The organism is Erythrobacter sp. JB1-7 (assembly GCF_057365015.1).
On sequence record NZ_CP200291.1, the window covers coordinates 826841 to 852207 of the forward strand.

Sequence of the window (25367 nt, forward strand, 5' to 3'; positions counted from 1 at the left end):
CGCAATGGAAAGGCTTTGCGTATTGGCCGTGAACCAAATCAAAGCTTCGCGCGTTTCCTTTACATGTCCAGCAGCACCCAGCCCGGAAATTCCGAAAGCGAAAACCGCACCGACCTTGCCGAAGATCGAACCATCCTTGCCAATGAACGAACATTTGCGGGCTGGATGCGCACCGGGCTTGCAACAGTGGGCATCGGCCTTGCCTTCAACGCGGTGTTCACAAAGATTGAACCTGAATGGGTCGCGCGCTCCATCGCGTCTTTGTTTATCGCGGTGGGCATCATCATTTTTTATATCGCGCAGAAAAAATCATGCGAAGTGACACAGCGAATGCAATCGCATGAAATACAGCCGATAAAGACGATCAATATGCGGCTGATTGCGGGTCTGATGACACTGGCATCGGCAAGCCTGCTGATCGCAATCTGGTTTCTGATGTAGGGGGGCCATTGCTGCTGCGTAAATCGCGCGGCGCAGCATCTAAAAATGCCTGTCACGTGGCAGCCGGATTAGCCATGAGTTTTGAAAATATTTGGGAACACGCCATTGGATCCGACATTGATTGGGCACACAGCCGCCCATCCCTGCCCTTTTGAAAGGCCCTCAATGCCGCCGCAAACCAAACCGTCTTCTGCTGTTCAAACGGCTGGCAAAGCGCCGCTTGTGGCGATAACCATGGATGACCGCGCAATTGCCAAAAACGCGGAACAATCAGCGCCGCGGAGCCCGTGGCCAAAAGCACAGGCATCCGCCAAACTAAAACGCAAAAAGCCTGTTTCAACCCGCTCGTTCAAACGCCAGATGGTCGAGGCGCAGACCCCATTGAGGCGGTTCGCCTTCCGATTGTGCAAACGCGAAGACATGGCCGAAGACTTGATGCAGGAAACTATGTTGAAAGCGTGGCGCGCGCGCCATCAATTCAAACCGGGTAGCAGTTTTTTAAGCTGGGCTTTCACCATTTTGCGCAACACCTGGCTCAATCAAATCCGCCGGCAGAAGAAATTCGTCGCTGATTTTGATGAGCATGCGGCCGAAAACATCCTGTCCGCTCCGGCTGAACAAACCGCAACATTCGCGCTTGCTGATCTGCAACGCGCAATGTCGGAATTGCCCACCGATCAGCTTGAAGCGATGATGCTGGTGGGGCCTGGCGATCACAGTTACGAAGAAGCTGGCGAAATCCTGGGCTGCGCCGCTGGAACTGTGAAAAGCAGAGCATCACGCGCGCGCGCCACTTTGGGCGGCATCATCGATGATGGAAAAGTGAAGATGGCGATGGAAGACACAGAAGATGCAACCAACATCGCAGACACGTTCGTCGATGCAATCGAAACAATAGAACAAGGCGGCAATATCGAAGATGTCATCAATCTCGACCAATCCGCGTAATCCGGCGGCTTAATAACCCAGGCACGAAAAAGCCGCGCCCGATCAGGAGCGCGGCTTTTTTGTGCATGATTGCAGAATTAGGCTGCCGACAATGCATTGCGCGGGCCAAAGACGAGCCATGCGAGCACACCGATAACCGGCAAAGCAAAGATCACAATCGACCAGATCAGTTTGGCAGCGACCGAAGATCCTGACGTCCAAACGCTGAACAGCGCCCAGATGTTAAGTGCCAGTACGAGAAATCCGATAATTCCATATTCCATGATAAATTCCTTAGAGTTTGATTGGGGCTTTAGAGCGTAAATGCTGGTTTAGTCGGCCATCGCTTCCATCCGCTCGATAAAGCGGGCATCCGCTGCCAATTCTTGCTCAATGCTGGTGAGGAGAAGTCGCTCGGTTGATGACAATTGGCCGTTGTCGAGCGCCTGTGCGACTTTCTCACGCAGCCGCTCTTCGCCATCGTCAATCGTGTCGATCGCGGCTTTTTCATCGCTCAGGATCAGCGAAGCGATCGACATCAGGTTCCGGTGGACCGACCCCATCAGCATTCCTTCTTCTTCCGGAGCCCCGCCAGCTGCGCGAATGGCAGTTTGAAGCTGGTCTGCCATCGCAGCGCGCTCATTTGCCCGCGCTTCGAATGCGTTCTTGAAACTAGCGCGATCAACCGTGCTGGCGGCCTTGATGTAGCCTTCGCGCGAAGCCGCGACAAAATTGAGAACAGATTGCAAAGTGGTGATGCTTGATTGTGTCATTGTTTGTCCCTTTCTATCTACATCTCGCTTACAGATGGGGGATCAAACCGTTCCAAAGTCGTCGAAATAAGATTCTGTATTGAAAAGCAAAAGCGGTGAAGGCCGTTTGTGCCTTCACCGCTTTCATAGCCGTTCGTTTCCAAACGCATTGCAGCCTGTTTTTATCAGTCGCTTGGCATCATTTGCACTGGTTCTTTAAAAGTGTGCGTTAGATACGGGAACGGAATTTCGATGCCTTCTTTATCAAGCGCGGTTTTGATTGCATGGATCATAACGTCGCGGCTTTCATGCTTGTCGCGGTTGGTTGATCCGCTCCACCAGCGCACACGGAAATCGACGGAGCTTGAATTGAATTCGGTCGCAAACACATCAACCGATTTGTCCGCATTGTTCGCGCCTGACGTTTCGACAGCCTTGCGAATGACGCGCGCTGCTTCGCCCAGGTCGGTGTCGTAAGAAACGCCCACGATCAGTTCATAGCGGCGCTGCTTTGTATCGGTCAGAATTTCGACCGGATTTTTGAACAAGACCGAATTGGGCACCACGGCAAGTTCGTTCGACAACTTGCGCACATGCGTTTCGCGCAGGGATATCTGTTCGACTTTCCCCTCTACGCCCTCGCATTCGATGTAATCGCCAATCCGCATCTTTTCGCGCAGCATCAACAAGATGCCAGCCATAAAGTTTTCAAACACATCTTTGAATGCAAAACCAACAGCGACTGTACCAACGCCCAGACCGGCGACGATGCTGCTGAGTGTAAGATTTGGCAAAAGGACTGTGGCGGAAATCATCAGACCAATCGCCCAAATGAAGATGCGCACGATCAGTTCAACCAGCTCACGCAGAGAGGGGCGCATTTCCACCCCGCGCGTAATTCTGTCTGCGATCTTGGTCGCAAATTTGGCGATGGCCCAAGTGATAACCAACAAGACAATCGCGATCACGATATTGGGAAGCATAGCGACAACGCCGCGCCCCATTTCGGTAAGTTGATCGGTCAGAATGCTGATGGGTTCAATGGCGAGGTTGGTTTGTTTTTTCATGCCTCACTTACCCGCTCGCAGCGCACATCGTTCCAAATGCGCATGGGCCAGAAGCCGGGATCGCAGAAAATTTAGCTCAAAGACGTGACCTTTTTGGAACGATCGGCAGGTCTCCTTTGTAAGATCGGCAAGAAGCGGCGCAATGAACTCCGCTTTGGTCAAACTCTTATGTTCAAACACAAATCCACGAGGATATTATGACACTTTCAACGCTCAAGGACGTTTACATCGATCAGCTTCAAGACCTTTATAGTGCGGACAAGCAATCGCTCGAAGCAACCCGAAAACTTCAAGAAGCTGCAACCAATCCCGATCTCAAATCCGCGCTTGAAAACGGTGTGGCAGGCATTCGTGAGGGCATCGACACACTCGATACCATGATCAAATCGCACGACGCGAAGCCGGACGGCGAATTTTGCAAAGGCATGGAAGGTCTTGTCAAAGAAGCGCGCGCACACGTTTTGGATCCTGATTTCAGCGACGATGATGTTCGCGATGCGATGATCATCACGCAGTATCAGCGCATGATCCACTATGGTCTTGCGGGCTATGGCTGCCTCGTCGCTTTCGCAAAGCGCCTCGGCTTGCACAGCGATGCGTCGAAATTGCAAGTTTGCCTCGACAACACTTATGGCGGCGACCGCGAAATGACACGAATTGCGACGGGTGACGTCAACAAGGCTGCAGCTGCTTAAATGATCTGATTGCAACGCTTTAATTGAAAGCTTGTTATCATCGAAGGGCCGGATCACGTTCAATGCGTGGTCCGGCTTTTCTTATGTCGCATCTGATTGCGAAGTTTCAGGGTCAAGAATGTCGCTCGTAGAAAGCCATTCCTGCAAAGCATTCAGTTTCGGAGTTTCGAAACGGCGCAATCTGCGGCCTGATTGCGATGCGGATTCAATCGTTTGAATCAATGACTTTGACGAGGCTGGCAATTGCCCAAATTCATCAACGCCTTTCCCCAGGTGTTCAGCCAGCAGATCATTGCGATAGGCTCTGATCATCGCTTCTACTCGGACGCGGTCCTCAGCCGCCGCAGCGTCCACACACACGTCGCATTCGCTGTCGGTACCCATTGACCGATTGCTAAGATTGGAAGAGCCGATCCGCAGGAACCGATCATCCCCAATCATCACTTTAGCATGCACGTAAATGTCGGTGCCGTTTTCAGTGACGGGATGAAAGGCGCGAAACCTGTCGGCATGATCGATTTGGCGAAGCGCTTCGATTAAGCGCGCGCGCGATGGGTCCATCATTTGACTTTCGAGCCAGCCATCCGATGTAGCTGGCAGCACCATGATGATTTCAGGCGGGTCATCCTCGCGCAGTCGCCCAGCCAAAGCCCTAGCAATGCGTTTGGACGTGAAATACTGATTTTCGATATAAAGTGACGTCTTTACAGACGCTATGACGTCGCAATACAACGCCTCAATCTCGCGCACAGGAGCATGATCGTCAGTCTCGCCCCGTGTCCGTGCGATCGCAACAGGTACATTGCGCAATGTCGATGGTGCGCTCTTGGCCGCGCTTTGCGCGACGGCCTTCGCAGTCAGCGTTATAGCCGGCTCGCCCGTTGCGTCATGCCATCGCTTTTCAGCCAATTCCGCCAATTTTTGCGCCACTTCTCCCGTCAGTCGTGCTGACACATCATGCCAAGGCCCTGCATCATGATCTCCGGGTTGCTTTCGCTTCTCCTCGTAGTCCCGGTGTTCGCGCGTGTCCCAGCGATCCTCGGTAATGTCGATACCGCCACAAAAGGCTGTATGATTATCAACCACGACAAGCTTCTCATGCTGCGCCGCGCCTACGGCATGCGCTCCATCTAGCGCAAAATGCACCCGTGGATGTGGCAGCCATGCGGCGACTTTAAGCAACGTCTTACCGCGTTTGGCGAGTTTAAGCGCACCGACATCCCACTGCAGAATGTAGATCTCTAGATCGGAATTTTGACGTACAAGCCAATCGAGATATTCGCCCACCTCCAGCGGACCTTCCACTTCCCCTTGAGTATCGAACATCTTGACCCGCGCATCGAAATCCCAGCCGATCAGAATGATACGCTCTTTTGCATTTTGCATGGCAGAGCGGACTGAACGAAAATAGTTCTCGCCATCAACCAGCAGATCAAACGTGTCTGCATGCGCAATTTTCCAGCAATTTGCCCCAGGCGTGAACACAGTCATGTTTTGAGCTTATGCGTAAGCAGGCTGGCAACCGGAATGAGCGTCATCATCACAAAAGTCATTTTTGATCGGAGCATCTGGGCCCTTATAGATTGAAAATCGGTCAGCAATGCCTCATCCATCATACCGGGGCTAAACTAAGAGATAGCTCAAATCTTTCATAACGACGATGCTCGCGCGCCACATATCGCAAAGATTGGCGCAGCTTTTTGGGATGCCGCAGCTTTGGTCATTCTTGTCTATGTAACGCCCGTTATACTTGATCAACGGCATTGGCGTCGGCAACCGCAAGATAGCGCAGCATCGCGGTTTCCACCCGAGTGAGATCGCGTGCACTTTCGTTTATGTCATCCAACAGCTTTTTCCGATCTGACCAGTCTGTGTTGTTTAGGTCGATAATGGCCGGGTGGATATAGCTCTTTCGCGCAATCGCAGGCGTGTTGCGAAGTCTGCGCGATGCTGCAGCGCTCATCGCCTTGATTGTGATGGTTTCTTCGCTGACCGCTTTGTTGAATGCGGCCAGCGATCCGGACCATGTGCGAAACACTTTGGCGGTGACATCGGGTTCGCCAGCTGCGTCTTTAAGCCATTCATTCACCTGTTCAGACCGGACCGGATAAATCTCCTTGTCCTCACCGATATAGCGAAAAACTGTGTGGCCAGGCAAATCGTCTATCCGATCAAGCACTTTGAGCAATCGCACATCCTTTATTTGCCTGCGCACTCTTTTGCCGCCTTTCGCGGTGTAGTCGAGCCGGATTGTCTGGTCGGATATCGCAATATGGCGACGCTTAAGGGTAGATGCGCCAACCGCGTCGCTGTCCCTGTTCGGATTACCGATCCGCAACGGTGCATCATCCAACAGTCTGACCAGCGCCGCAATCACCAGATCGCGATCCGCCTTGCCATGGTTTCGAAATGTTCGGCGCACTTTGCGCCTGATGCGCGGCAAGTGCGCGCCAAAGCTCACCAGATTGCGAAACTTCGTCCATTCTCGAAATGCGCGCCATGCCGGGTGATACCGGTATTGCTTGCGCCCTGCTTCATCGATGCCAGTTGCCTGCAAATGCCCATCAGGATCAGCGCAAATCCATACATCGCGCCATGCTGGGGAATGCCCAATGCGTTGAGCCGCGCGATCTCTTCCTTGCGAGTGATCGCGTGGCCCTTGGGGCAGATATAGGCAACTTCCTTATCAGAAAGGTGGCGGCCAATTCCCTCTTCGTCATCTTTGACAAATCTGAGGTGGTCGGGCGGCGTGTTGGGTTCAGGGGTTGCTTGCAACCGTTGAAAGTTGGCAGCAATCGTCATGGAACCAGGCGCCTGGACATAAAAATCGGCAGTCGCAATTACGCTTTGCGTACTTCGGAATGGCTTTTGAACACTTCCTGCCCGTCGTCTTGTTCAATCTTGTAAGAAGGGCAGTCATCGCTCGCGTCGCGCGTAACCGAATTGCCATCAATTTTCAGCGTTCGTTTCTGGGTGTACCGCGCTGCGACTTTACCGCTTGCTGACCCATTGCCCCAGTCCCACTCTACTTTCGTACCTTCGCTATAGCCTGTCATATCGTGCTCCTTTGCTGCAGCCGGGATCGCTGGTGCTGAATGTATTGTTCCTGCAAAAGAAAAGCGGATTTGGCAGCTTTGGTTCCAAAATTGAACAGAGCACAGTCGCTGGCGCAAGGAACAGGCCGATCTCCTGAAATGCGATCGCGGTAAGGCTCATCGAACAGCCTGCGCAAGCAAGCTCACTCAGGCAGGGAGGCAGGCGCGTAGATACAATCGGGTGTTATGCTCCAAACACACCTGCCGCATGGAAGTGTGTTTGGAGCAAGAACCGTTTTTCAGCGAAGGCGCCCCAAAGGGTCGATCAAGATGCGGATGATACGACCATGTCGCGCTGAAGCGTTCTGCCCGCAAGAAGGTAATGCAACGCCGCCCAGCCATAAATGCAGCTGAAAATGACAATGGACCACTGAAGCCCGCGCGCCTCCGCGCTGGAACAGGCTTCCATGGCTTCCAGCTGTGTACCGCCGAGCGCCGTCTTTGCCTCAGCCCCAAGCGAGAGCAGCGGCTTGCACGTCTCAAGCGTAAGCCCAAGCGCTTGCCCATCGAGGAACATCGTCTTCAAATATGTCGAGAGCACGCCGATGACAGGCGGGCCAAGGCCGTAGCCGAGCAAATTGACCACAAACAAAGTGATCGCAACCGATGTTGCGCGCATCCTGCTGTCAACTACTCCGCCTGATACAGCATACATTGGCCCGAGGTAGAAATAGTGGATCATCGCGGCAATCATCAATGCGGGCACCGCCAACCATAGATTGGGCATGAGGAAACCAAATGCGTAGAGCGGCACGGATAGCCCCATGCCAATAGCTGGCAGCCACGAAAGTGCATTGGGGTATCTTTGGGAAATCCTGTCAGCCAGCCACCCGGAGCTGAACACGCCAATTGCCGCCATAATTCCCAAGACAACTCCGTAGAGCAAAGAGGCCTGCTGAATCGTAAGCCCGTGCGTACGAAGCAGGAATGAAGTGGTGAACTGCGCCACGCCATAACCAACGAAAGAAGCAAGCGTCGCACCGAACACGATGTGGCGATAGGCTGGCTTCTTGGCCAGAACAGCCAACGCCTCCTTAAAGCTAGCTTTTTCCAACCCCTGAAGCGCGGCAGGATCGGTATAGCCGCGCGGCGGCTCTTTAATGCTGCGCCATACGATCAGTCCCAATAGCAATCCTGGCAAGCCAACCACGACGAAGGCAACCCGCCAGCCTTCTACTTGTGACCAATCCAGGTCACCAAACAGAAACCCGATACCCATCGCACTGACCCAGGCGCCGTATTGTGCGCCATCCAACCCGGCAAGCTGACCGCCAAAAACCGAGGCGAGCATTCCGCCGAGCGGAACGCCCAATGCGTAGACGGAGACCGCCGTTGCACGCCGGGATGGCGCGAAATAGTCCGCAATCAGAGATTGCGCAGGCGGTGTGCATCCTGCCTCCCCGATGCTGACGCCAATTCTGAACAGAAACAGCATCATAAAAGACATCGCAAATCCGCACAGAGCCGTGAACAGGCTCCAGATTGCAACGGCAGATGCGATGATCAGCACACGGTTATATCGTTCGGCGCCGCGCGCGATTGGGATGCCGATAAAGGTATAAAGCACTGCAAAAGCTGGTCCGCCGAGCAAGCCCATCTGCCAATCTTCCAGCCCAAAAGTAAGCTTGATTGGCTCCGTCAGGATATTGATGATCGTCCGATCAATGAAATTGAAGATATAGACGATGAGCAGCGCGATCAGGACATAGGCGCGGTAACCTGGCGTGCCAAAACCTTCAGATGCTGAACTCGTGTTTGTTGGCGCCTGCACCGTCGCTCCAGCCATCACATTCCCCTAACAATCCTATTGCGCTGCGTTCCAATGGGTTTCAATTGGAACGCAGCGCAACTTTTTATATCTTGTCGCACCTTCTGCGCATTTGAGCCCGGGGTAAAGCCCGATGATTGAGCTCGGCTCTTTCCGTCCCAAGAATTCGGCTCTGAATGATCTACTCGGCGGTGTCAGCCTGACGCACACACGTCTCCGTTAGAGAGAACGCGTGCGACCCTACCTCAGCTCAGTCCATGAGCGATTGCTGCTTCGCACGGGCGGCGGAGCGGTTAGTTTTGAAAGCTTCTCGATCGGGGAGGTGGCGGCGGGACTTTAGGTGCTTGTGGATCGTGCCATGCACTGGAGCGGACTTCCACAGAGATTTCTTCCTCCGAAACCACTGCATCGCCCGGCCTTTTCGTCAAAACGGTAAGATTGAATTGTCTACCCGCTAGATTAACCAGCAACCAATCTTCCGCCAGTGCTGCTTTCCAAGCTCAATCATTGCCGCCTTGTAAGAAAGCAATCCGTCGTTGGCGATCTTGTCGGTAGACCCATGGTTTTTCAGCGCCTTCTTCATAGCCTTGCGAGCGGTCTTTCTCTCTCTTTTTGCTGACAGGCCTCTAAAAAACTCCTCCGCCTTAGGCGAACGCTCGCCACACTTGGCGCATTCCGCCGTTGATATTCACTACCATCTCATCGAGGTGCTGGAACTATTGCCGAAAGCCGCACATCTGGCTGACACGCCGTCTCCTCATATCCGCTGCGAGTAAGGGGCGGAAGCGGTAGCACTAAAACCACGCAGTCTCGGGGCAAACCCAATCCTTTCCTCGAACAAAGTGTCTTCGGCGTTTCTAGGCGAAAGCGGAAAGTGAACGCACGCCATTACGATCAACCAGAAAACCTCGAGTGAGGAGTTGAAACGTTGAAAGCCCCGTCTAGTTTGCGGCGCGTGAGCATCATTCTGCCCTAACTTCACGATCTTACAGTCAGTCTGACAAAGCCTGACGGAGCTGCCTGTCTAACGCGAAATCGTCTTCGGAAGACTTAGTGCGCCCTCCCCTAGTCGGCGATGTGGTGATGAGGTGATGAGGTGATGAGGCCATGAGGTCTTGCCACTCGGCCGAAGCAGCAGGGCAGTCGATCTTGTTAGTCAATTGATCAGAGCGATACCGGTCGGACTTGACGTAATTGTGGACGTCGGCAGCGTTTAATCCAAATCTCCGTCGGCTCTTTATCCTGCGAAATCGCTCTATTGCGCGCTTATGCCTTTGGTTCGGCGAAATGGATAAGCCGGCTTGGCTCTTGATTTATGCCCCATCGTTGGCCGGTAGCACGACCATTCACAAATGCAGCATATGGCCCTTAACGCTCGAACGAGGTTGTCCCTCTATCAGGAGCAGTCAATTAGAGAGAGCCCCGGCAATATATCAAGTCTATCGCTGAACTGCTCAACTAAATAATCTGTCACGGAAATGTATAGCAACTCACCATAACTTTTTTGGTAGAAATGCTCCGATCTAATCATCGTACAGCCGCTGTCGATCGCAAACCTGGCGGCTGCGTCCGCGTCTGCCTCTATGGGAGAGATTTCTCTTCGAACTACGAATAAACTCTCACGCACAATTTCTTCCAGCTTCTTAAGCGGGTCAACGTCTTCAATTTCGATTGATTTCATGTAGTCGCCAAGCGGGGGAGCGATATAGATCAGCTGCCTTGCAATCGGTTCTTTGCTGCCACTGCGGCAGCGAATATACTTGAATGTCAACCATTTTTGGTTCGATCCATCAATTGGAGCCATTGCCTGCAATCGCGAAGGTAATGGCTCTACAAATCGCTCCAAAAACTTCCTTTCCAATCGTTCATGACTAGTGGTCAAGCATCTAGCCTTTGGCCGCGACCTGAAACCCAATTTGCCCGCGCTTGCAGGCTGAACGATCGTCCCAGCACCTTGTCTTTTGACTATCAGTCCTTCGTCTTGAAGCTCCTTAAGCCCCTCTCGCACCGTCATGCGGCAGACACCATGCTTAGCAGCCAACTCATGCTCTGTTGGAAGCCTTGATCCTGCCTCATAGCGGCCAGAGAGGATCCCCTCTCTCAAGCTATCCGCTATCAGCTGATAGTGCGGTTTATCGTCTCTATTCCTCACAAGCATGTAATATATATCTATAACCGAGATTGTCTTTTATCATCATATGTATTTTTAGCCCATGTGTGCTTCGAAGGCAACTTTCGCGGATAGTGAAGTCTTACCCTTTAGATTTTAGATCTATACATAATCCACTTCCGCTTAAAGCACAGGCAGATCAAAAACTTCAAATAATTGTCCGGGCAGCTTCAAGTCATACTCCAGTCAAGCTTTACCCTCATTAGTGGGCATATTCTCAGACTAAGAGTCTGGAAACATGATGCATTCAGACTACGTTGAGTTACCACCCCCATCGGTTCATATTTCAAACAGTGAGACGCTCATTTCACTGTTAGTGCCACGCGAAAGCCGAGCAACTGGCTGTGATAAATCGCATAGTCGCCGGCCTGCGCAGCGGCTCTGGTCCAGTCCGTTCCGGACACCCAGCTCGCCCCGCGCGGCACGCGTCGATCGCATTCGCCATTGTCCTCGGCCAGCCACGCACTGCCGTCTAGCGGAGCGTTTGATGCATCGCGGTGAAGGCAATCATCGGTCCATTCCCACACATTGCCCAGCATGTCATAAAGGCCCCAAGGGTTCGGCTTATACGTAGCGACAGGAGCGGTCCGCTCATAGCCATCATCACAGTCAAAGGTCGGCGCAAATGTGTGGGTCCGGCGCAGGTTTCTGTCCGCGACATTGGCATAGGTACAAGCATCACGATTGGCCGTGCCCCAGAACCACGGGCCCCGTGTTCCGGCCCGCGTCGCGTATTCATACTCAGCCGATGAAAGCAGGCGGTAAGGCTTGCCAGTTTTTGCCGCAAGCCACTCCGTATACGCCGTCGCATCGACATGGCTGACGCAGACCACAGGATGCGAATCGTTTTGCGGATAGCCCGCGCTTTCCCAACTGTTTGCCCGGTCATATCCCATGATCCGATAGGTCGACCACGTGTTGCAGCCATCCCCGGCCATCTTGTGCCCAGTCTCCGCCATAAACGCGCGGTATTGCCCGCGCGTTGTTTCGGTCCGTGCAACCGCTAGGCGATAGTCAAAGACAACTTCGCGTAGGTCCATATCGCCACGCTTACGATTGGCTTCATAAGGTTCCGCGCCGAGCGTCGCCGAGCCTGAAGGCAGTTCGACCATATCTGGGCATTCTTCGCAGTCGCTAAACGATGACGGCGCGACTGCTTCATTGGCGCTCGTATTCTGAGCAGATGCCGCGCCTGAAATCGGGAGCATCAGAGCAGCGAGCGCGAGAAGAGAGCCAGATAGCCTCATTTGGTTTCTGCTTCGAGATATTCGATCAGAGCCGCGCGCTCTTCGGCGTCCGCGATCCCGGCAAAAGCCATCTTGTTGCCAGGCACGAAATTGACAGGGGACTCGATCCACTCGTCAAGCGTCTCGGCATCCCAGATAATGTCCGTCGCGCCAAGCGCATCAGAAAAAACATAACCCTCTTTTGCGCCCGCCTTAGCGCCGAACAGACCGTAAAGATTTGGCCCTGTGAGGTGCGCAGCGCCTTCTTCCAAAGTGTGACAACTGCGGCATTTCAGAAAGGCAATCTGGCCCTTGTTTGGCTTTGCTGGAGCGGCAGTCTCTGCCCCGCCTACTGCATCTGCGACCGCTGCTGGGCCGTCACCAGAGTCAGACGAAGTGCCCGCATCCCCGCCGCATGCAGCAAGTGCGAGTGAGAAGGCGACCGCGGCCGCGAGTGACTGATATTTCATGAGACTTGCTTCCAATTCGTTAGTAATCTTCGAGAAGTTCAAGAGGCTGGCGGAACGTGTATCCATCGCGGTGGCAGAAAGCTCCGATGGACTCAGCACGCACTCCAACGGTGCGCGCATCGGGGTCGTTCACGCTAAAGGCGACCGAGCGTGTCTCACCCTTCTCGCGCAATGCGAAATAGATGAAATCGGGCCGGGTCTCGTAATAGTCGTATTCCTTTTCGCGCATGAAAATCTCATACGCCTTGCCATCGCTATCGCGCATCGCAGTGACTGTTCCGCCTTGGCTATGCAGCGAGAGTCCTTCGATCACCTGGCCTTCAAACTGATTATTGGCGAAGAAATAGAACGAGCAATTGAACGGCAGCGCGCGGCGCATCTCATAGGGCTTGTCACGCTGAGCACCGGCAAAATGGCTATCATCTGATACCCGGAAAGTGGCATCCACGCGCCAATACTTGTCGGGGGACAGCCACATGTCATGGACCGAATAACGGCGATCTTCCCCTTCACCAAAGACGCAGGCTTTGGGGGCCATGGAGCCTTCGAACTGGCTGGCGACGCGTTTCCATGTCACGTCGCAAGTGTCGATGAAGGATACGTCCTCCGGCACTAAACCAGCGAGCTTATCAGGCTCCTGATAGCCGCCAGCATAAGCTTCTGGCGATTTGAAAAAGCCCTGCTGCATCCGGACTTGCCGGGTCTCGCCATCGGTTGAGAAAATGACCAATCGTTGGCGGATAATCTGGCTGGGGTCGCTGTCGCGATATTCCTCGATGTAGAAAACATGCTCGCCAAACTGCGGAAGATCGACGCGCTTGTGCATCGTATGGATGCGGACAAACTCCTCACTCGCGCGCCCTTTATAACCTTCCATCTCCTGGAACCAGCGCTGCTCCTCATTGTCGAAGCGGCCCTCAAACCAATCGGTGAGCAGCAGCAGGTCGCGCGTCATGGGATCATTGTCAGCGGCGACGGCGGGCTGACCAGCGAGAAGGCCGCCGCCCAAGACTGATGTCAATGCCAGCTTGCCCAAACTGCTCCACCCCTTGCGCATAGCCGTTACACCCTCTGCAAAAGATCCGTCGCGGCGCGTTCGCCGGATTCGAATGCGCCTTCCATGCCGCGCTCCAGCAAGGCGGTGTGCTCACCGGCAAAATGAATATTGCCATGCGGATCGCGCATCTTGGCAGCGTAAGTCTGGATTTGGCCTGGACGCCAGAATACCCAGTCGCCGGCACCATGCGTGTCACGGTGGCAAGATTGAACCATTATCGGCTTCAGCGCACCTTTGGTGGATGGGCGAATACGCTCCAATTCGGCCAAAGTGTGGGCGTAAATCGCTTCATCGGACATAAGCTCATATTTGAACGCTTCATCGCCGTTGATGAAAGCGAGCGCTGAGGTCGGCTCATCACCTTCACCCCGCCGCAAGACCGCAAAACGTTCAAACGGCGCATCGGTCCACATGCTCGCTGGAAGATCGTCGTCTTCCCAGAAATTGCGTTCAATGAGGAAGTGAACTTGCATCGAGATGCCGTAATCGATCTCACGAATTGCACTGTCCATCCATGCAGGAAGACGTGGCGCAAATTTGACCGCGTTGAGGATTGGGTAGGGAATGGAACACACAACCTGCTTGGCACGGTATTTTGTACCGTCGTTGCAATTGACCTCGACCTTGTTGCCGTCATCATCAAACCCATAGACGGACTTTTCAAGCAGCACCGGATTGTTGAGCTTTTCCGCCATCGCATCAATGATCAGCGAGTTTCCGCCGCGCACCTGCTGGAATGCAGGCAAGTCAGGCCGCGCCTTCGCCATTGCACTGTTAAAGTCGTTTACTGCGTAACGGCGCAGTTCGTGCAGCGCAGATGTGTTGTCGATATTGTCCGTGTGAATAATTATATTCATCAACTCGATAGTCTGTTCGTCATACCCGCGTTGATTGCGCAGATAATCGCTGAATGGGACATCGTACTGTGCGTATTCGGGCTTGATCCAATCGTCGAGCGGCTTGCCCTTCAATGGATTGTTTCGGTTGGTCAGCTCCCACAGCAACCGGTCAGGAAGCAGTTCTCGATTTTCTTCCGCCAAAGTGTTGAGCGCATGCCCAGCCCATTCGTCACCCGTGAATTGTTGACCTTGAAGGTGATATAGTTTTTCCGAAGCGATAAAGCCTTGTTCAGGCTCAAACAGCTCTAGACCAAGCCGACGTGCTGTATCGAGCATTCGGGCGTAGTTGCCTCCGATCAGCTCGCCCGCGGCCTCCGGCTTTCCGGGAATATCCATGAGCGTGTAGACGCGTCCTCCAAGGCGGTTGCGCCCCTCAAGAACCAGGACATCAAGCCCCTGTTCTTGCAATAGGTTGGCCGCGTGAAGGCCTGACAGCCCAGCACCAACCACGATTGCGTCATAAATATGATTGCTAGAAGATGCCTTTGGAGCGTCAGCTTCGTCAGTGCATCCGGCAGCTGCGAGCACTCCAAATGCCGTTCCGCCGGCAACAAAGGTACGGCGATTGATTTTACTAAGAGCGTTGATGTGTTTCTTGCTGTCCGTACTTGCCACCAGGGTTCTCCCAAAACTCCGTAAACTCACATGTCTATCACACGGTGCGATCGCCAAACCGACCAATTCAAACGATCCCGATAAACGCAAACGCTTCTGAGATACGCCGACCAACAACGCATGGATGTATCATTTATGCAAGTCAATAGATACATATGTGAACATTTTCACATCCGAACGCGCAATCTTGAGACCAGATTATCAGTCAAGGTATCGGCTGGGCATTGTTCCGAACCAGATTTTACCAATTGCCCCACATCATATCGCCGGGAAAAACAAAAAAGGCGCATAGCGCTCAGCGCTTGATGGGGCGACCGCGTCAACTGCCACATCACATCGATACCGATTATCATATATGTACATGTTAAAGCCTCCGCATTATACATATTTGTTGACACGGCAGCGTTTTTGGAAATATTTGAAGCCAGCAATTGCCGAGATCAAACTGCTGGAGTTCGGCAAAAGTTAACGTATCGTCGCCCGAAAATCGGGGCAACGGCAATAGGGAGGAACGAATGCGCTTCACACTCAAAGCTTCTGCATCGATCTTGGCTGCAAGTATCGCAATGTCTGCGACGGCTGCTCACGCACAAGACACCGAAACTTCAGAAGATGCCCAATCGAACGGAAACAGTATTGTTGTTACGGCTCGCAAGTCTGAAGAGAGCATTCTCGATGTTCCGGTTGCAATCACTGCATTCGACGAAGCTGCAATCGAAGCGCAAGGTCTGATCAGCATCACCGACCTTCCGGCTGTCACACCAGGCTTCGTCTATGAGTCGCTTGCAACACTGCCAGGCCGCTTTGATAATTCCCCTCGCTTCCGGGGGTTGGCGTCAATACTGGTAACCCGCTACGCCAGACGGCATCGATTTTTGTTGACGGTATTTTCGTCGCTAACGGCGCTCAGGGCATCACCTTGAACGATGTTGCGCGCGTCGAAGTCATCAAAGGCCCTCAGTCCGCCTTCTTCGGCCGAAACACGTTCGGCGGTGCAGTTAATTACATTTCGAAAAAGCCGGGCGATGATCTTGAGGTCGATTACTCTGCCACCGTCGCAACTCGCGATCTTTATGATATCACCGCTGGCATCAACGTGCCTATTTCAGACAGTCTGAAAGTGCGCGTGTCGGGGCAATATCGCGACAAAGGCGGCCATTATGTGAATGCCACCAATGGCGAGGAAGTGGGTGATGAGGAAACGTGGTCAGTGACCGGTTCGGTGTTCTTCGAACCGTCAGACAATTTCGATGCAACCATTCGCGTGAACTATTTCGAGAACGAAGACGGCCAACCTGCAATCGGTTTTGTGGACTCTACTTTCCACAATTGCGGCCCATTCACGGTTGATGGAATAACTGGCACGGACAGCACCCTTTGCGGTGATGTGCCAATCTTGCAGCCTGCTCTGAACGGCGCACCGAACGATACAGTTCTAGATTTCTATCAGAACACACTCACTCAATTGAACGGCAATCCGCGTGACACCTATGGCTTGGATCGCCAAAGTTTGCGCGCGAGCCTCCAGTTTAACGTTCAGTTTCCAGGAACCGACGTAGTCTTCAGCTGGCTGTCCGGCCTTAACTATGATGAGGTCAACCTCTTCCAAGACGCCGATTACAGTCCTGATGATCAGTTCGTCAGCTATTCTGGGCGACAGTTCCGCGACTTCAGCCAGGAAATTCGCTTTTCTGGAAACTCGCTTGACGGGTTGATTGATTGGCAGGTCGGCGGGAACTATTTTGACCAACGCTTCACCAATAATGGCGAATTCATAGTTCCTGCTTTTGGACAGTTTGCATTCGGCGGTGGTGAGCCCGCTCAGGAGGAAGCCAACACAATTGGTGTATTTGGCAGCGTGCAGTTCAATCTGACCGATCAGCTGTCTTTGACCGCGGAAGGCCGTTATCAAATCGATGAGATCCGCAACGACAATGACCTTACGGACAACGTTGGAGCGTTCAACTCGACTTTCAAATCGTTTCTGCCGCGTGTCATCGTCAATTGGGAACCAACCCCTGACACACTAGTCTATGCCAGCTACTCTGAGGGTAACCTCGCTGGCGGTATCAACCGCGAAGTCGCTGAACTCTCACCCACTGAGCTCGCCCGCCTAGAAGCGATCCAGCCAGGCGCTCCAGACTTTTTCGACGAAGAATCTCTGAAGAACTATGAGATCGGTTTGAAGCACAATTTCGGCGGTAACGGATTTGTCTCGATCGCAGCATTCTATATGGATCGCGGAAATCAGACTGTTCGCCGCTCGGACTTGATCCTGCTCGACGATGCATCGCAAGATCAGATCAACTATTTCATCAACATCGGCGAATCCGAAATCACAGGCATTGAATTTGAAGGCAGCTATGAACTGGTCGAAGGCTTCACGATCAACGCCTCAGCCGCCTATATTGATGCCGAGGTGACGTCGTTCGATAACTCGGGCATATTCGGCGAAGTCTTCGGCTCCACTGACGCATCGGGAACCCAAGCGGAACGCTTCCCTCGCTTCAGCGGCGCATTTGGCGCTCAGTATATTGGTGAGCTTAACGATGATTGGGACTTCTTCGCCCGCGCTGATGGCTTTTACCAAGAATCCAGCTTCGCCAGCGAGATCAACCTCACAACCTCACCTGGAGGTTTCCGTTCAAACCTGCGCGCGGGTGTCGACAGTGAGAAGCTCCGCATCGAAGCGTTTGTGACCAATGTGACAAATGATGACACGCCGACCGGCGTTAGCCGCTTTCGCGATCTCTCGGCCAATACCCCACTGTTTGATTTCGGAACCTTCGGCTGGATTGTCGGCCTGCGCGACCGCCGCCAATTTGGCCTTCGGGTCAGCGGCAACTTCTAGGTCTCAGCGGTCAAAGACGTTTAGCTGTGCGCCGTCTGATCATAGGTGGCTTACAGCACAAAATTCGGTTCGGTAAGGTTTTGGGGGTAGCGTCTCACCCTCTTTTCGTAAGCCTACCCCCATACCGCCGCGCCGCGTAGTTCATAGGTCGAGGAACCCAATATGCTTGATCGCCGCACCATTTTGAGAGGCGCTGCAGTCGGTGCCGCAGGTGTTACCGCCCTTTCCAGCAGTGCATGCTCCGAAACCGGCAGCAGCGACGCCGCAAAAGACCGGCGCAGCATTGGCACTAATGATGTTATAGTTATTGGCGCAGGCCTATCTGGCCTAAATGCCTCCTTGTTGCTCGAAGAGTTGGGATACAGCGTCGCTGTGGTCGAAGGCCGCGACCGGATCGGTGGCAGGCTCTATACCATGGACGATGTGCCAGGCATGCCGGAAGCAGGCGGCAGCGGTATTGGCTCGAGCTACGGCCGCATCCTCGGCATGATGGACCGTCTCAATTTGGGCCGAACCAGTGAGCGTCCGCGCACCGTTCCAAGGGCTGATCAGACCCTTGTCGATCTGGGCGGTAACACGATCTCGCCGCAAGAATGGGCCAGCCATCCATCCAATCCGTTCCCCGCAGAGCTCAAAGAAAAGCTCCCGTGGCAGATCCAATACAGCTCCTACGCCAAGGACAATCCGCTCGCGAGCCCGGAGCAATTCGTTGAATCGCAATTCGCTCAATATGACGAGTCCGTCGCGGATTATTTCTTCAAGCAGGGCTTCAGCCGCGAAGCGATGGAGCTGCTTGCCGGGACCAATATGAGCTATGGCGACGGGGAAGGCCCATACGGCCTTTCCGTCTTGATGTTCTTCAACATCATCGCCTTTGGCAGCCAGAATTCGGGCGGCACACTGCCCGGCTCGCCCTTCGCCGTCGCAGGCGGCAACCAGCGCCTGCCCGAAGCCATGGCGAACGCGCTATCCAACAAGGTGCACCTTGATCGCAAGGTCGTCGGCCTGCGCAACAATGATGATGGCGCCGAGGTCCACTTCGCCGATGGCGAGGTCGCCAAGGCCAAGCGTGTGATCGTCACAATCCCGTTCTCCGCGCTCAACCTGATCGACTTCGACATTCCCGTGTCTGACAATCAGGCCCGCGCGATCCGCACATTGGGCTACACCAATGTGACCCATCTCCATTACGTTCCGAAGCGCAAGTTTTGGGAGGATGATGAGCTCGCACCGTCCATTTGGAGCAATGGGCCAATCGGGCGCTTCATGGCCCTTAACAACAATCCGGATGACCCGGAAGAAATCACAAGTTTCATCGCCTTTGCGAATGATCATGTAGCAAACCATCTCGACCGGCTTGGTGAAAAGGAGGCGGATGCGCATCTGCAGTCTTATCTCAAACAGACCCGGCCAAGCACCGAAGGCGCACTGGAATTTGTGAAGTTCTATTCGTGGCAGCTCGATCCATTCGCAGGCGGCGCTTATGCGGCATGGAAACCCGGGCAGTTGTCCACCTATGGCAGCGATGTCGGCCTGCCCGCTGGTAACTTCCACTTTGCTGGCGAGCACACCTCGCGATCATCGCGGGGCATGGAGGGCGCCATGGAATCGGGCGAACGTGCCGCCCTTGAAGCTGTCGAAGCCCTGCAAGCCTAAGTCGCAATCGAGGAGCAAACATGATGAAGTTCAAATCAGTTTTCCGCAGCGCGGCAGCCGCCGTTGCAGTCCTCTCGCTTGGCGCTTGTGCTACCGCAAACAGTCAGGAAACCAGCTCCGCTAGCGCGGCAACGTCCGCGGAAATGACGCAAGCACAGCATCTTGCAAAAATCATGGAATGGTGGCCCGGTGACTACAATAACGACCGTCAGCTTGTGCAGCTGGAAGCTGAGGGCAAACCGATCTGGCGCGTGGATGATACCGGCAAAGGCGGCCATATCGAGGTTACATCGCACTACCGCGTGGTCGACATGCCTGAATTTGGAGAGAATGTGCTCTATGTCGAAGAGACCAAGCACGGCGATCCAACCAACATCTTTCGTCAGCGCATTTACGAGCTGTATGTCGATGACGAAACCGATCAGGTCCGCGTCACCCTTTGGACCTTCAAGGACAAAGAGAAATACGTCGGCGCGTGGCGTGACCTGTCGCGCCTCAGCGGACTGACCAAAGAAGAAATGTCCTCCTTTGGCCGCAACTGCGATCTGGTGATGGCGCAGCAGGACGGGAAGTATCACCTCGCGATGAATGGCCAAGATTGTGCCTTTGGTGAAAACTATTTCAGCTATCAGGTGCTACTCGGAGCGGACTCATTCTGGTTCCGCGACAAGATCACTCGCTTGGCTGACGAGGTTGTTATCTCGCAAGCGGGCGAATTCACGTATCATGAGCTCGATCGCTTCTCGCCAGCGAAATGATGGGTCCACGCTCGCTTAAGGCGCTCAGCGCATCTGCCTTGGCCGCGTCGCTGTTACTGGCGGGCTGCGCGTCGCTCTCAGAGACTTCGCAGCTTAGTAACGCTTCCAAGATTTCCGAGGCAGGCGCGCTTGAAGTTGGTCTTTTGACTGATGCGTCAAGCTCGCTCGCTGAGATCACGAAGCTGAGCGATTGGATTTCGGCCAGTGCAGAATATGCAGAGGCGCTTGCAGCCGCGCAAAGGCGAGATGAGGGAGTAGCTCTGCTGATGAGCGCGCATAAGGCAAGCCTTGGTCTGGACCCGTCAGATGGCTTGAAGGCGAGCATTACGATCAACCAAAGCTTGGCCGCTATCGGTGCGCATGATCAAGCAGCAGTTGTTGATGCGGCAGCGCGAGAAACCGCTGCCTCCATCGAGAGCAAGACCACACGTCAGGACTCACTCGCCAAGCTAGCAACATCGGTGGCCGCATCCGGCGATCTTTCCAAAGCGCTCTTGCTGGTGTCCGCCCTGCCCCAAGATGAAAGCGATCTCGCTTCACTGAAGGCCCGCGCATACCGTGAAATTGCCGAGAAAGCCGCTGCGCAGGGCGAATTCGAAGTGGCTGAAGAGGCCATTTCAAGGATCACATTCGGCCTTACCTATTACCGCGCTGTCGCGCGTTCGGACGTCGCTTTCCACGCGATCACACAAGACGAAACTCAGCTCGCTCAAAGGCTGCTCAATGATGCAGAAGCATTGGCTCGCGCTGATGAAGACGGGTACTTTGCTGCCGGAGCGCTGAGAGACACAGCGAAGGGATGGGCTTTGCTGGGCGAAACAGAGAAGTCTGCGCAGCTGTTCGCAGAAGCGGTCGCGCTCACCGGAAGCGCCAAATCCCCGCAGCAAACAGCGCGCGCGATCAGCCGCATTGCCACTGTGATGGCAGATGTTGGCATGGGTGAGATGGCCGGCCCTTACATAGAGCTTTCAATTGCCACCAACCGCACTGAGCCGTCAGACGTGATGCGCAAATACTCTTTTTACGAGATTGCTGGATCCACAGCGTTCACTGGTGATTTCGCGGCGGCGCGAGGCCTCCTATCAGAAGTGCCAGACGAGACTTTCGGCTCTGCTGGCTCGCTGCGCGATGCTACCTTGCGCGATATTGCTTGGGGAGAGGCGCGCCACGGCAAGCTGGAACAGGCCGAAAAGACCGCCCGCGCGATTCAGAGCCCCCGCGAACGAGTTCAGGCACTGAGCCGGATCGTGAGGCTGATCCGGGACCCGCATATGAAGGCCTTCGCACGGTATTTATGATCAATGCCGACCATAAGATGAGCCTAAGTCTCGCCTCCCTGCCAGAGCTTGCGCTTGCTTGGCAGAGCGTTGCTGCATGTCGGAAAGGCACCGCGCAATGACCGCGATTTCCATCGCCAAGGGATACACCGACACCGCCATTGGTCAGGTCCACTGGCGCGTGTGGGAACCCGCGCAGCAAGCTGAACATGGCAGCAAGCCGGATGTGCTGTGCCTGCACCCCTCACCTTTTAGCGGACTGGCCTACCAAAACCTTGCCCCGCACTTGGCCTGCGACCGCCGCGTCATTGCCCCGGACTATCCCGGCTATGGCGGATCCGACACCACACAAACCCCGTCGGTGGAGCATTATGCAGAGCTGATGCTAGCGGTCGCAGACGACCTGGGACAAGGCGCACCGGTTGATCTCATCGGCTTTCATTCCGGTTGTTTCGTCGCTGCAGAAATCGCGCGCATGCGCCCGGATCGAGTCGCTCATCTTTGCATGGTGGACGTGCCAGCTTTCGCGCCAGAACAAACGGCAGACCTCATCGAGAGCCACAAGGACGCGTTTGTAATCACCGACGAACTCAGCTGCCTTGATGCGCAATGGGAACAGACGTTCAAAAGCCGTTTAGGACCGCAAGGGCGCACCCAAGCCTTCGCTATGTTCGCAGAGCAATTGCGCTGCGGCGAGCGGCGCAATGAAGCGGCCATCGCCGCATTCGCCTATCCGTGGTCCGAGCGTTTTCCGCAGATAGACAGCGACACTCTAGTTCTCGCGACGCAATCCATGTTGCTCGATGAAACCCGCAATTGCGCCAAGGCCATACCCGGCGTCACCTTGATTGAGAGGCTCGATATAACTCGCTCTGTATTGGACGCAGCCGCCCCGGCCACCGCGCAAGAAATTCGCGCCTATTTGGATGATGCTTCGTGAGTTTAGAAACTGCCCAATACGACGAGAACACGCAGCTCTATCCTTCATCGAGCAGAGCATGGTTCCTGGTCGCCATGCTCACCGCCGCCTATGTGCTTAGCTATGTCGACCGCTCAATCATTGGCCTGTTGATCGAACCGATCAAAGCGGACCTCAACCTGACCGATGAAGACATTGGCTATATCCTCGGCCCGGCATTTGCGATCATCTATGTCGGCGCGGGTTTGCCGCTTGGCTGGTTGGTCGACCGCAAACGGCGTACCTGGATTGTCGCCGCTGGCGTTCTGATCTGGTCGCTCGCAACCGCAGTCTCAGGGCTCGCGCGCAATTTCTGGCAACTGTTTCTAACCAGGATGACGGTGGGCGCTGGTGAAGCCGTGCTCAGCCCGTCTGCTATGTCGATGATTTCCGATAGCTTCCCGCCGGAAAAACGTGGAAAGCCGATTGCGATCTACACCGCCGCTCTATCCATAGGCGCAGCCGTTGCCTCACTGATCGGCGGCACCGTTCTTCTCTGGGCCAAGACGACGGACGACATTGTCGTCCCGCTCCTTGGATCGCTTGCACCGTGGCAATTGACGTTCATTGCCGTGGGCGCTCCGGGCATTATTCTCTCCCTTGTGTTCCTCGTGATCAGAGAGCCGCGGCGGCAGCTTTTGAAAATCACAGAGGGCGAAGAGGAACTCGGCAACGGCTTCCGCGACGCCCTCGGCTATGTCTGGCGCAACCTTGGGCCGTTTGCCGGCTTCGTTTCGCTTGCTTGCGCAATGACCATTTGCGCCTATTCCCAAGGGTTCTTGCCATCCGTATTCGAACGAACATGGGGCTGGCCAACAGAAACGTACGCCTTTGTAAACGCGCTGGTGATTTTGGCTGCTGGACCGCCAGCGGTATTCGCTGCGGGCTGGCTGTCTGACAAATGGGCGCAGGCTGGACGCAGGGACGCGCCGATCCTGTTGCTGATCATCGGTTTTTTGCTAATGGTTCCCACCGCAGTGCTGCCGATGTTCATGCCAAGCGGCGAGCTTGCATTTGTTTTCCTGTTCTTCAACACCTCAGGGATTGGCATTATTTCAGCAATGGGCGTCAACGCATTGCTGGCAATCACGCCATCGCAAGTGCGCGGACAGATTGTCGCGCTCTATTACATCGCGATCAGCATGACCGGCCTGTTGCTCGGTCCATCCACCGTAGGTTGGTTGTCGACGAACGTGTTTGGCGAGGACGAGCTGCGCCTCGCCTTTGCCACCACCAGCGCGATTTACGCCATCATTCCGGCGCTCTTCATCCCGGCAACGCTGGGCGCTTACCGCAAGCAGCTTGCCAAAATCATGGCCTCGGAAAACCCTGATGGGGCCGCAGAACAAACCGCTTAGGTTTTAGAAAGGACCACCTATGGCCGCCTTTATGATGATTGCTTGCAAGATCCACGATCGTGACAAATTCCGCGCGGGCTATGGACAAGCCGTCGCTCCGCTCGTCGCGCAATATGGCGGCGAATATCTGATCGTCGCGCCAGGTGCAGAGCTGCTGGAAGGCACTCTTGAGGGCTATGCCTCAGTCGCGATTTCAAAGTGGCCGGACAAGGCATCGGCCAAGATGTTCTGGGATTCGCCTGAATACGCAGAGGTCAAAAAGCTGCGCGAAGGCATCGCCGAAGCCGAAGTCTTGCTTGTCGAAGTCCCCGCCTAAACCCAGTTGCAGGAAGTCAATTATGGAAGATATTTTTGTCCCGAAAAGCAGCCCGGACGACGCGCTGGCTGGACCTTTGCACACGGTCACGTTGGTGACCCGCGACCGCGAAACGATGGAGCGGATTTTCACCGAGGGGTACGGGCTCGTATCAAACGGATGGGAAGACGCAGACGCGGAGACTTCAAGCTATCTCGGATTCGATGCTTCGGAAGCTATCTCAATCTGCGGCTTCACCAAATCAGGCGAAGGCGCAAACATTCAAATCCGCGTGATCCATATCGATGAGGACACCCCGCTGGTGCGGCCAGACTATTCAGGCCTTCATACAGGCGGCGCGACGATCAGCTTCCCGATCAACGACCTTAGGGCGCACGAAGTGCGGATGAATGCAATCGGCGTTGAATCCACAATCGGCGTCAAAGAGATGGAGTTTACCAGCCCAACCGGTGAAACCTACATCTCGGCCGAGATCGTCTATAAAGCGCCAGAAAACGTCTTTGTAATGGGCGTTACTCGCCCTGGCATCTTCGTTCCAACTGGCCCGATTGACCCCTCAACCGGCATGGGGGGAGCGTCCTATTCTGCGCGCTGTATCACTCAAGCCGACGCGGCCGTCGAGTTCTTCAACGACGTGCTCGGGTACGAAATCCGCAGAGATGTTGAGTTTACTGTTGGCGATCGCTCCGCGCTGCTCATGCCGGAGGGCACACAGGAGCGTTTCATTCAAGGCTTCGCGGCGGGCGCTGCGAGCGGATACGTTGTGCTTATGGACCATGGCGGCGCGACAAAAAACAGCCCAGCCCCATCCTACGGGCCGCCCAATCGAGGCATCGCTATGTGGTCTTTTGTGACCGCGAAGTTTGATGAAATCGTCAAACGCGCAAGTGCTTCAGGAACAACAATCGTCAAACCTGCAGCTGAACGCACAAGTCCGCTGCTGCACACGGCTCGTTCGATGATTCTACAGGATCCGGATGGCTTTCTGATTGAAATCATAGAGCGCTAGGC

25 protein-coding genes and 1 pseudogene are annotated in these 25367 nt (G+C 54.5%); 12 read left to right on the top strand and 14 right to left on the bottom strand.

The features are described 5' to 3' along the window. The first annotated feature begins 63 nt into the window (after window positions 1-63). Both AC0V6W_RS04150 and AC0V6W_RS04155 read left to right on the top strand, forming a co-directional pair. Entirely contained in the window at window positions 64-441 is a 378-nt protein-coding gene (locus AC0V6W_RS04150) for a YidH family protein (protein ID WP_486147437.1), read from the top strand. A 165-nt stretch (window positions 442-606) separates the two neighbouring features. Further along, window positions 607-1389, top strand: a complete 783-nt coding sequence (locus AC0V6W_RS04155; RefSeq protein ID WP_486147439.1) for a sigma-70 family RNA polymerase sigma factor — start codon at window positions 607-609, stop codon at window positions 1387-1389. A 77-nt stretch (window positions 1390-1466) separates the two neighbouring features. Here AC0V6W_RS04155 and AC0V6W_RS04160 read toward each other — a convergent pair whose 3' ends face one another. The 3 genes from AC0V6W_RS04160 to AC0V6W_RS04170 form a co-directional block, all read right to left on the bottom strand. Beyond that, complete coding sequence (locus tag AC0V6W_RS04160) at window positions 1467-1652, bottom strand: PLDc N-terminal domain-containing protein (protein ID WP_486147441.1); 186 nt, start codon at window positions 1650-1652, stop codon at window positions 1467-1469. 48 nt (window positions 1653-1700) lie between these two features. After that, on the bottom strand, window positions 1701-2141 hold the full coding sequence (locus tag AC0V6W_RS04165) for a PA2169 family four-helix-bundle protein (RefSeq protein ID WP_486147443.1): 441 nt from the start codon (window positions 2139-2141) through the stop codon (window positions 1701-1703). 164 nt (window positions 2142-2305) lie between these two features. After that, window positions 2306-3187 (bottom strand): mechanosensitive ion channel family protein, encoded by an 882-nt coding sequence (locus AC0V6W_RS04170; protein WP_486147445.1) that lies wholly within the window; start codon window positions 3185-3187, stop codon window positions 2306-2308. A gap of 197 nt (window positions 3188-3384) precedes the next feature. On the opposite strand from AC0V6W_RS04170, the gene AC0V6W_RS04175 reads away from it, so the two are divergent. Continuing rightward, window positions 3385-3882 (top strand): YciE/YciF ferroxidase family protein, encoded by a 498-nt coding sequence (locus tag AC0V6W_RS04175; protein ID WP_486147447.1) that lies wholly within the window; start codon window positions 3385-3387, stop codon window positions 3880-3882. Window positions 3883-3963: 81 nt separating this feature from the next. Here the strand turns inward: AC0V6W_RS04175 and AC0V6W_RS04180 are convergent, their stop codons facing one another. The 11 genes and pseudogenes from AC0V6W_RS04180 to AC0V6W_RS04230 all read right to left on the bottom strand — a co-directional run bounded on the left by AC0V6W_RS04180 (window position 3964) and on the right by AC0V6W_RS04230 (window position 15299). Beyond that, entirely contained in the window at window positions 3964-5373 is a 1410-nt protein-coding gene (locus AC0V6W_RS04180) for a phospholipase D-like domain-containing protein (protein ID WP_486147449.1), read from the bottom strand. A gap of 253 nt (window positions 5374-5626) precedes the next feature. Beyond that, window positions 5627-6439 carry a DNA topoisomerase IB gene (locus AC0V6W_RS04185; RefSeq protein ID WP_486147451.1) on the bottom strand — a complete coding sequence of 271 codons (813 nt, stop codon included), beginning with the start codon at window positions 6437-6439 and terminating at the stop codon, window positions 5627-5629. A gap of 9 nt (window positions 6440-6448) precedes the next feature. Continuing rightward, a pseudogene (locus tag AC0V6W_RS04190) lies at window positions 6449-6550 on the bottom strand (hypothetical protein); the annotation flags it as partial. A 172-nt stretch (window positions 6551-6722) separates the two neighbouring features. Beyond that, on the bottom strand, window positions 6723-6938 hold the full coding sequence (locus AC0V6W_RS04195) for a hypervirulence associated TUDOR domain-containing protein (protein ID WP_486147453.1): 216 nt from the start codon (window positions 6936-6938) through the stop codon (window positions 6723-6725). A gap of 304 nt (window positions 6939-7242) precedes the next feature. Then, on the bottom strand, window positions 7243-8763 hold the full coding sequence (locus tag AC0V6W_RS04200; protein ID WP_486147455.1) for a spinster family MFS transporter: 1521 nt from the start codon (window positions 8761-8763) through the stop codon (window positions 7243-7245). A gap of 436 nt (window positions 8764-9199) precedes the next feature. Beyond that, window positions 9200-9328: a hypothetical protein gene (locus AC0V6W_RS04205; RefSeq protein WP_486147457.1), complete on the bottom strand. Its 129-nt coding sequence runs from the start codon at window positions 9326-9328 to the stop codon at window positions 9200-9202. Between the two features lie 813 nt (window positions 9329-10141). Beyond that, a complete protein-coding gene (locus AC0V6W_RS04210) occupies window positions 10142-10903 on the bottom strand; it encodes a GntR family transcriptional regulator (protein WP_486147460.1) in 762 nt (253 codons plus the stop codon). A gap of 314 nt (window positions 10904-11217) precedes the next feature. After that, entirely contained in the window at window positions 11218-12162 is a 945-nt protein-coding gene (locus AC0V6W_RS04215; RefSeq protein WP_486147462.1) for a formylglycine-generating enzyme family protein, read from the bottom strand. After that, entirely contained in the window at window positions 12159-12611 is a 453-nt protein-coding gene (locus AC0V6W_RS04220; RefSeq protein ID WP_486147464.1) for a c-type cytochrome, read from the bottom strand. Before AC0V6W_RS04220 ends, AC0V6W_RS04215 begins: the two co-directional genes overlap by 4 nt. Window positions 12612-12630: 19 nt before the next feature. Further along, window positions 12631-13632 (bottom strand): chromophore lyase CpcT/CpeT, encoded by a 1002-nt coding sequence (locus AC0V6W_RS04225; RefSeq protein ID WP_486147466.1) that lies wholly within the window; start codon window positions 13630-13632, stop codon window positions 12631-12633. Between the two features lie 41 nt (window positions 13633-13673). After that, window positions 13674-15299, bottom strand: coding sequence for a flavin monoamine oxidase family protein (locus AC0V6W_RS04230; protein ID WP_486147468.1), 1626 nt, complete (start codon window positions 15297-15299; stop codon window positions 13674-13676). Between the two features lie 398 nt (window positions 15300-15697). Here AC0V6W_RS04230 and AC0V6W_RS04235 point away from each other — a divergent pair, with 398 nt between their 5' ends. From AC0V6W_RS04235 to AC0V6W_RS04275, 9 genes are all read left to right on the top strand, one after another. Then, a complete protein-coding gene (locus AC0V6W_RS04235; protein WP_486147470.1) occupies window positions 15698-16105 on the top strand; it encodes a hypothetical protein in 408 nt (135 codons plus the stop codon). Next, a complete protein-coding gene (locus AC0V6W_RS04240; RefSeq protein WP_486147472.1) occupies window positions 16102-18033 on the top strand; it encodes a TonB-dependent receptor in 1932 nt (643 codons plus the stop codon). The genes AC0V6W_RS04235 and AC0V6W_RS04240 overlap by 4 nt, the downstream gene beginning before the upstream one ends. A 162-nt stretch (window positions 18034-18195) precedes the next feature. After that, window positions 18196-19689, top strand: coding sequence for a flavin monoamine oxidase family protein (locus tag AC0V6W_RS04245; protein WP_486147474.1), 1494 nt, complete (start codon window positions 18196-18198; stop codon window positions 19687-19689). Window positions 19690-19862: 173 nt separating this feature from the next. Continuing rightward, window positions 19863-20447: a CpcT/CpeT family chromophore lyase gene (locus AC0V6W_RS04250; RefSeq protein WP_486147476.1), complete on the top strand. Its 585-nt coding sequence runs from the start codon at window positions 19863-19865 to the stop codon at window positions 20445-20447. Next, entirely contained in the window at window positions 20444-21745 is a 1302-nt protein-coding gene (locus tag AC0V6W_RS04255; RefSeq protein ID WP_486147478.1) for a hypothetical protein, read from the top strand. The genes AC0V6W_RS04250 and AC0V6W_RS04255 overlap by 4 nt, the downstream gene beginning before the upstream one ends. A 97-nt stretch (window positions 21746-21842) precedes the next feature. After that, complete coding sequence (locus tag AC0V6W_RS04260) at window positions 21843-22664, top strand: alpha/beta fold hydrolase (RefSeq protein WP_486147480.1); 822 nt, start codon at window positions 21843-21845, stop codon at window positions 22662-22664. Next, window positions 22661-24040, top strand: a complete 1380-nt coding sequence (locus tag AC0V6W_RS04265) for an MFS transporter (protein ID WP_486147482.1) — start codon at window positions 22661-22663, stop codon at window positions 24038-24040. Before AC0V6W_RS04260 ends, AC0V6W_RS04265 begins: the two co-directional genes overlap by 4 nt. Before the next feature lie 19 nt (window positions 24041-24059). Beyond that, entirely contained in the window at window positions 24060-24356 is a 297-nt protein-coding gene (locus AC0V6W_RS04270) for a DUF1330 domain-containing protein (RefSeq protein ID WP_486147484.1), read from the top strand. A gap of 22 nt (window positions 24357-24378) precedes the next feature. Next, the gene (locus tag AC0V6W_RS04275; protein WP_486147486.1) at window positions 24379-25365 is read left to right on the top strand and encodes a VOC family protein; all 987 of its coding nucleotides are present in this window, start codon (window positions 24379-24381) and stop codon (window positions 25363-25365) included. Window positions 25366-25367: the final 2 nt, after the last annotated feature.

Coding starts and splice junctions, on each gene's coding strand:
- AC0V6W_RS04195 (WP_486147453.1), bottom strand. CDS start 6,938: ATGACAGGCTATAGCGAAGGTACGAAAGTAGAGTGGGACTGGGGCAAT.
- AC0V6W_RS04210 (WP_486147460.1), bottom strand. CDS start 10,903: ATGCTTGTGAGGAATAGAGACGATAAACCGCACTATCAGCTGATAGCG.
- AC0V6W_RS04235 (WP_486147470.1), top strand. CDS start 15,698: ATGCGCTTCACACTCAAAGCTTCTGCATCGATCTTGGCTGCAAGTATC.
- AC0V6W_RS04160 (WP_486147441.1), bottom strand. CDS start 1,652: ATGGAATATGGAATTATCGGATTTCTCGTACTGGCACTTAACATCTGG.
- AC0V6W_RS04255 (WP_486147478.1), top strand. CDS start 20,444: ATGATGGGTCCACGCTCGCTTAAGGCGCTCAGCGCATCTGCCTTGGCC.
- AC0V6W_RS04165 (WP_486147443.1), bottom strand. CDS start 2,141: ATGACACAATCAAGCATCACCACTTTGCAATCTGTTCTCAATTTTGTC.
- AC0V6W_RS04175 (WP_486147447.1), top strand. CDS start 3,385: ATGACACTTTCAACGCTCAAGGACGTTTACATCGATCAGCTTCAAGAC.
- AC0V6W_RS04200 (WP_486147455.1), bottom strand. CDS start 8,763: ATGGCTGGAGCGACGGTGCAGGCGCCAACAAACACGAGTTCAGCATCT.
- AC0V6W_RS04180 (WP_486147449.1), bottom strand. CDS start 5,373: ATGACTGTGTTCACGCCTGGGGCAAATTGCTGGAAAATTGCGCATGCA.
- AC0V6W_RS04170 (WP_486147445.1), bottom strand. CDS start 3,187: ATGAAAAAACAAACCAACCTCGCCATTGAACCCATCAGCATTCTGACC.
- AC0V6W_RS04275 (WP_486147486.1), top strand. CDS start 24,379: ATGGAAGATATTTTTGTCCCGAAAAGCAGCCCGGACGACGCGCTGGCT.
- AC0V6W_RS04270 (WP_486147484.1), top strand. CDS start 24,060: ATGGCCGCCTTTATGATGATTGCTTGCAAGATCCACGATCGTGACAAA.
- AC0V6W_RS04260 (WP_486147480.1), top strand. CDS start 21,843: ATGACCGCGATTTCCATCGCCAAGGGATACACCGACACCGCCATTGGT.
- AC0V6W_RS04150 (WP_486147437.1), top strand. CDS start 64: ATGTCCAGCAGCACCCAGCCCGGAAATTCCGAAAGCGAAAACCGCACC.
- AC0V6W_RS04215 (WP_486147462.1), bottom strand. CDS start 12,162: ATGAGGCTATCTGGCTCTCTTCTCGCGCTCGCTGCTCTGATGCTCCCG.
- AC0V6W_RS04220 (WP_486147464.1), bottom strand. CDS start 12,611: ATGAAATATCAGTCACTCGCGGCCGCGGTCGCCTTCTCACTCGCACTT.
- AC0V6W_RS04155 (WP_486147439.1), top strand. CDS start 607: ATGCCGCCGCAAACCAAACCGTCTTCTGCTGTTCAAACGGCTGGCAAA.
- AC0V6W_RS04250 (WP_486147476.1), top strand. CDS start 19,863: ATGGAATGGTGGCCCGGTGACTACAATAACGACCGTCAGCTTGTGCAG.
- AC0V6W_RS04205 (WP_486147457.1), bottom strand. CDS start 9,328: ATGAAGAAGGCGCTGAAAAACCATGGGTCTACCGACAAGATCGCCAAC.
- AC0V6W_RS04245 (WP_486147474.1), top strand. CDS start 18,196: ATGCTTGATCGCCGCACCATTTTGAGAGGCGCTGCAGTCGGTGCCGCA.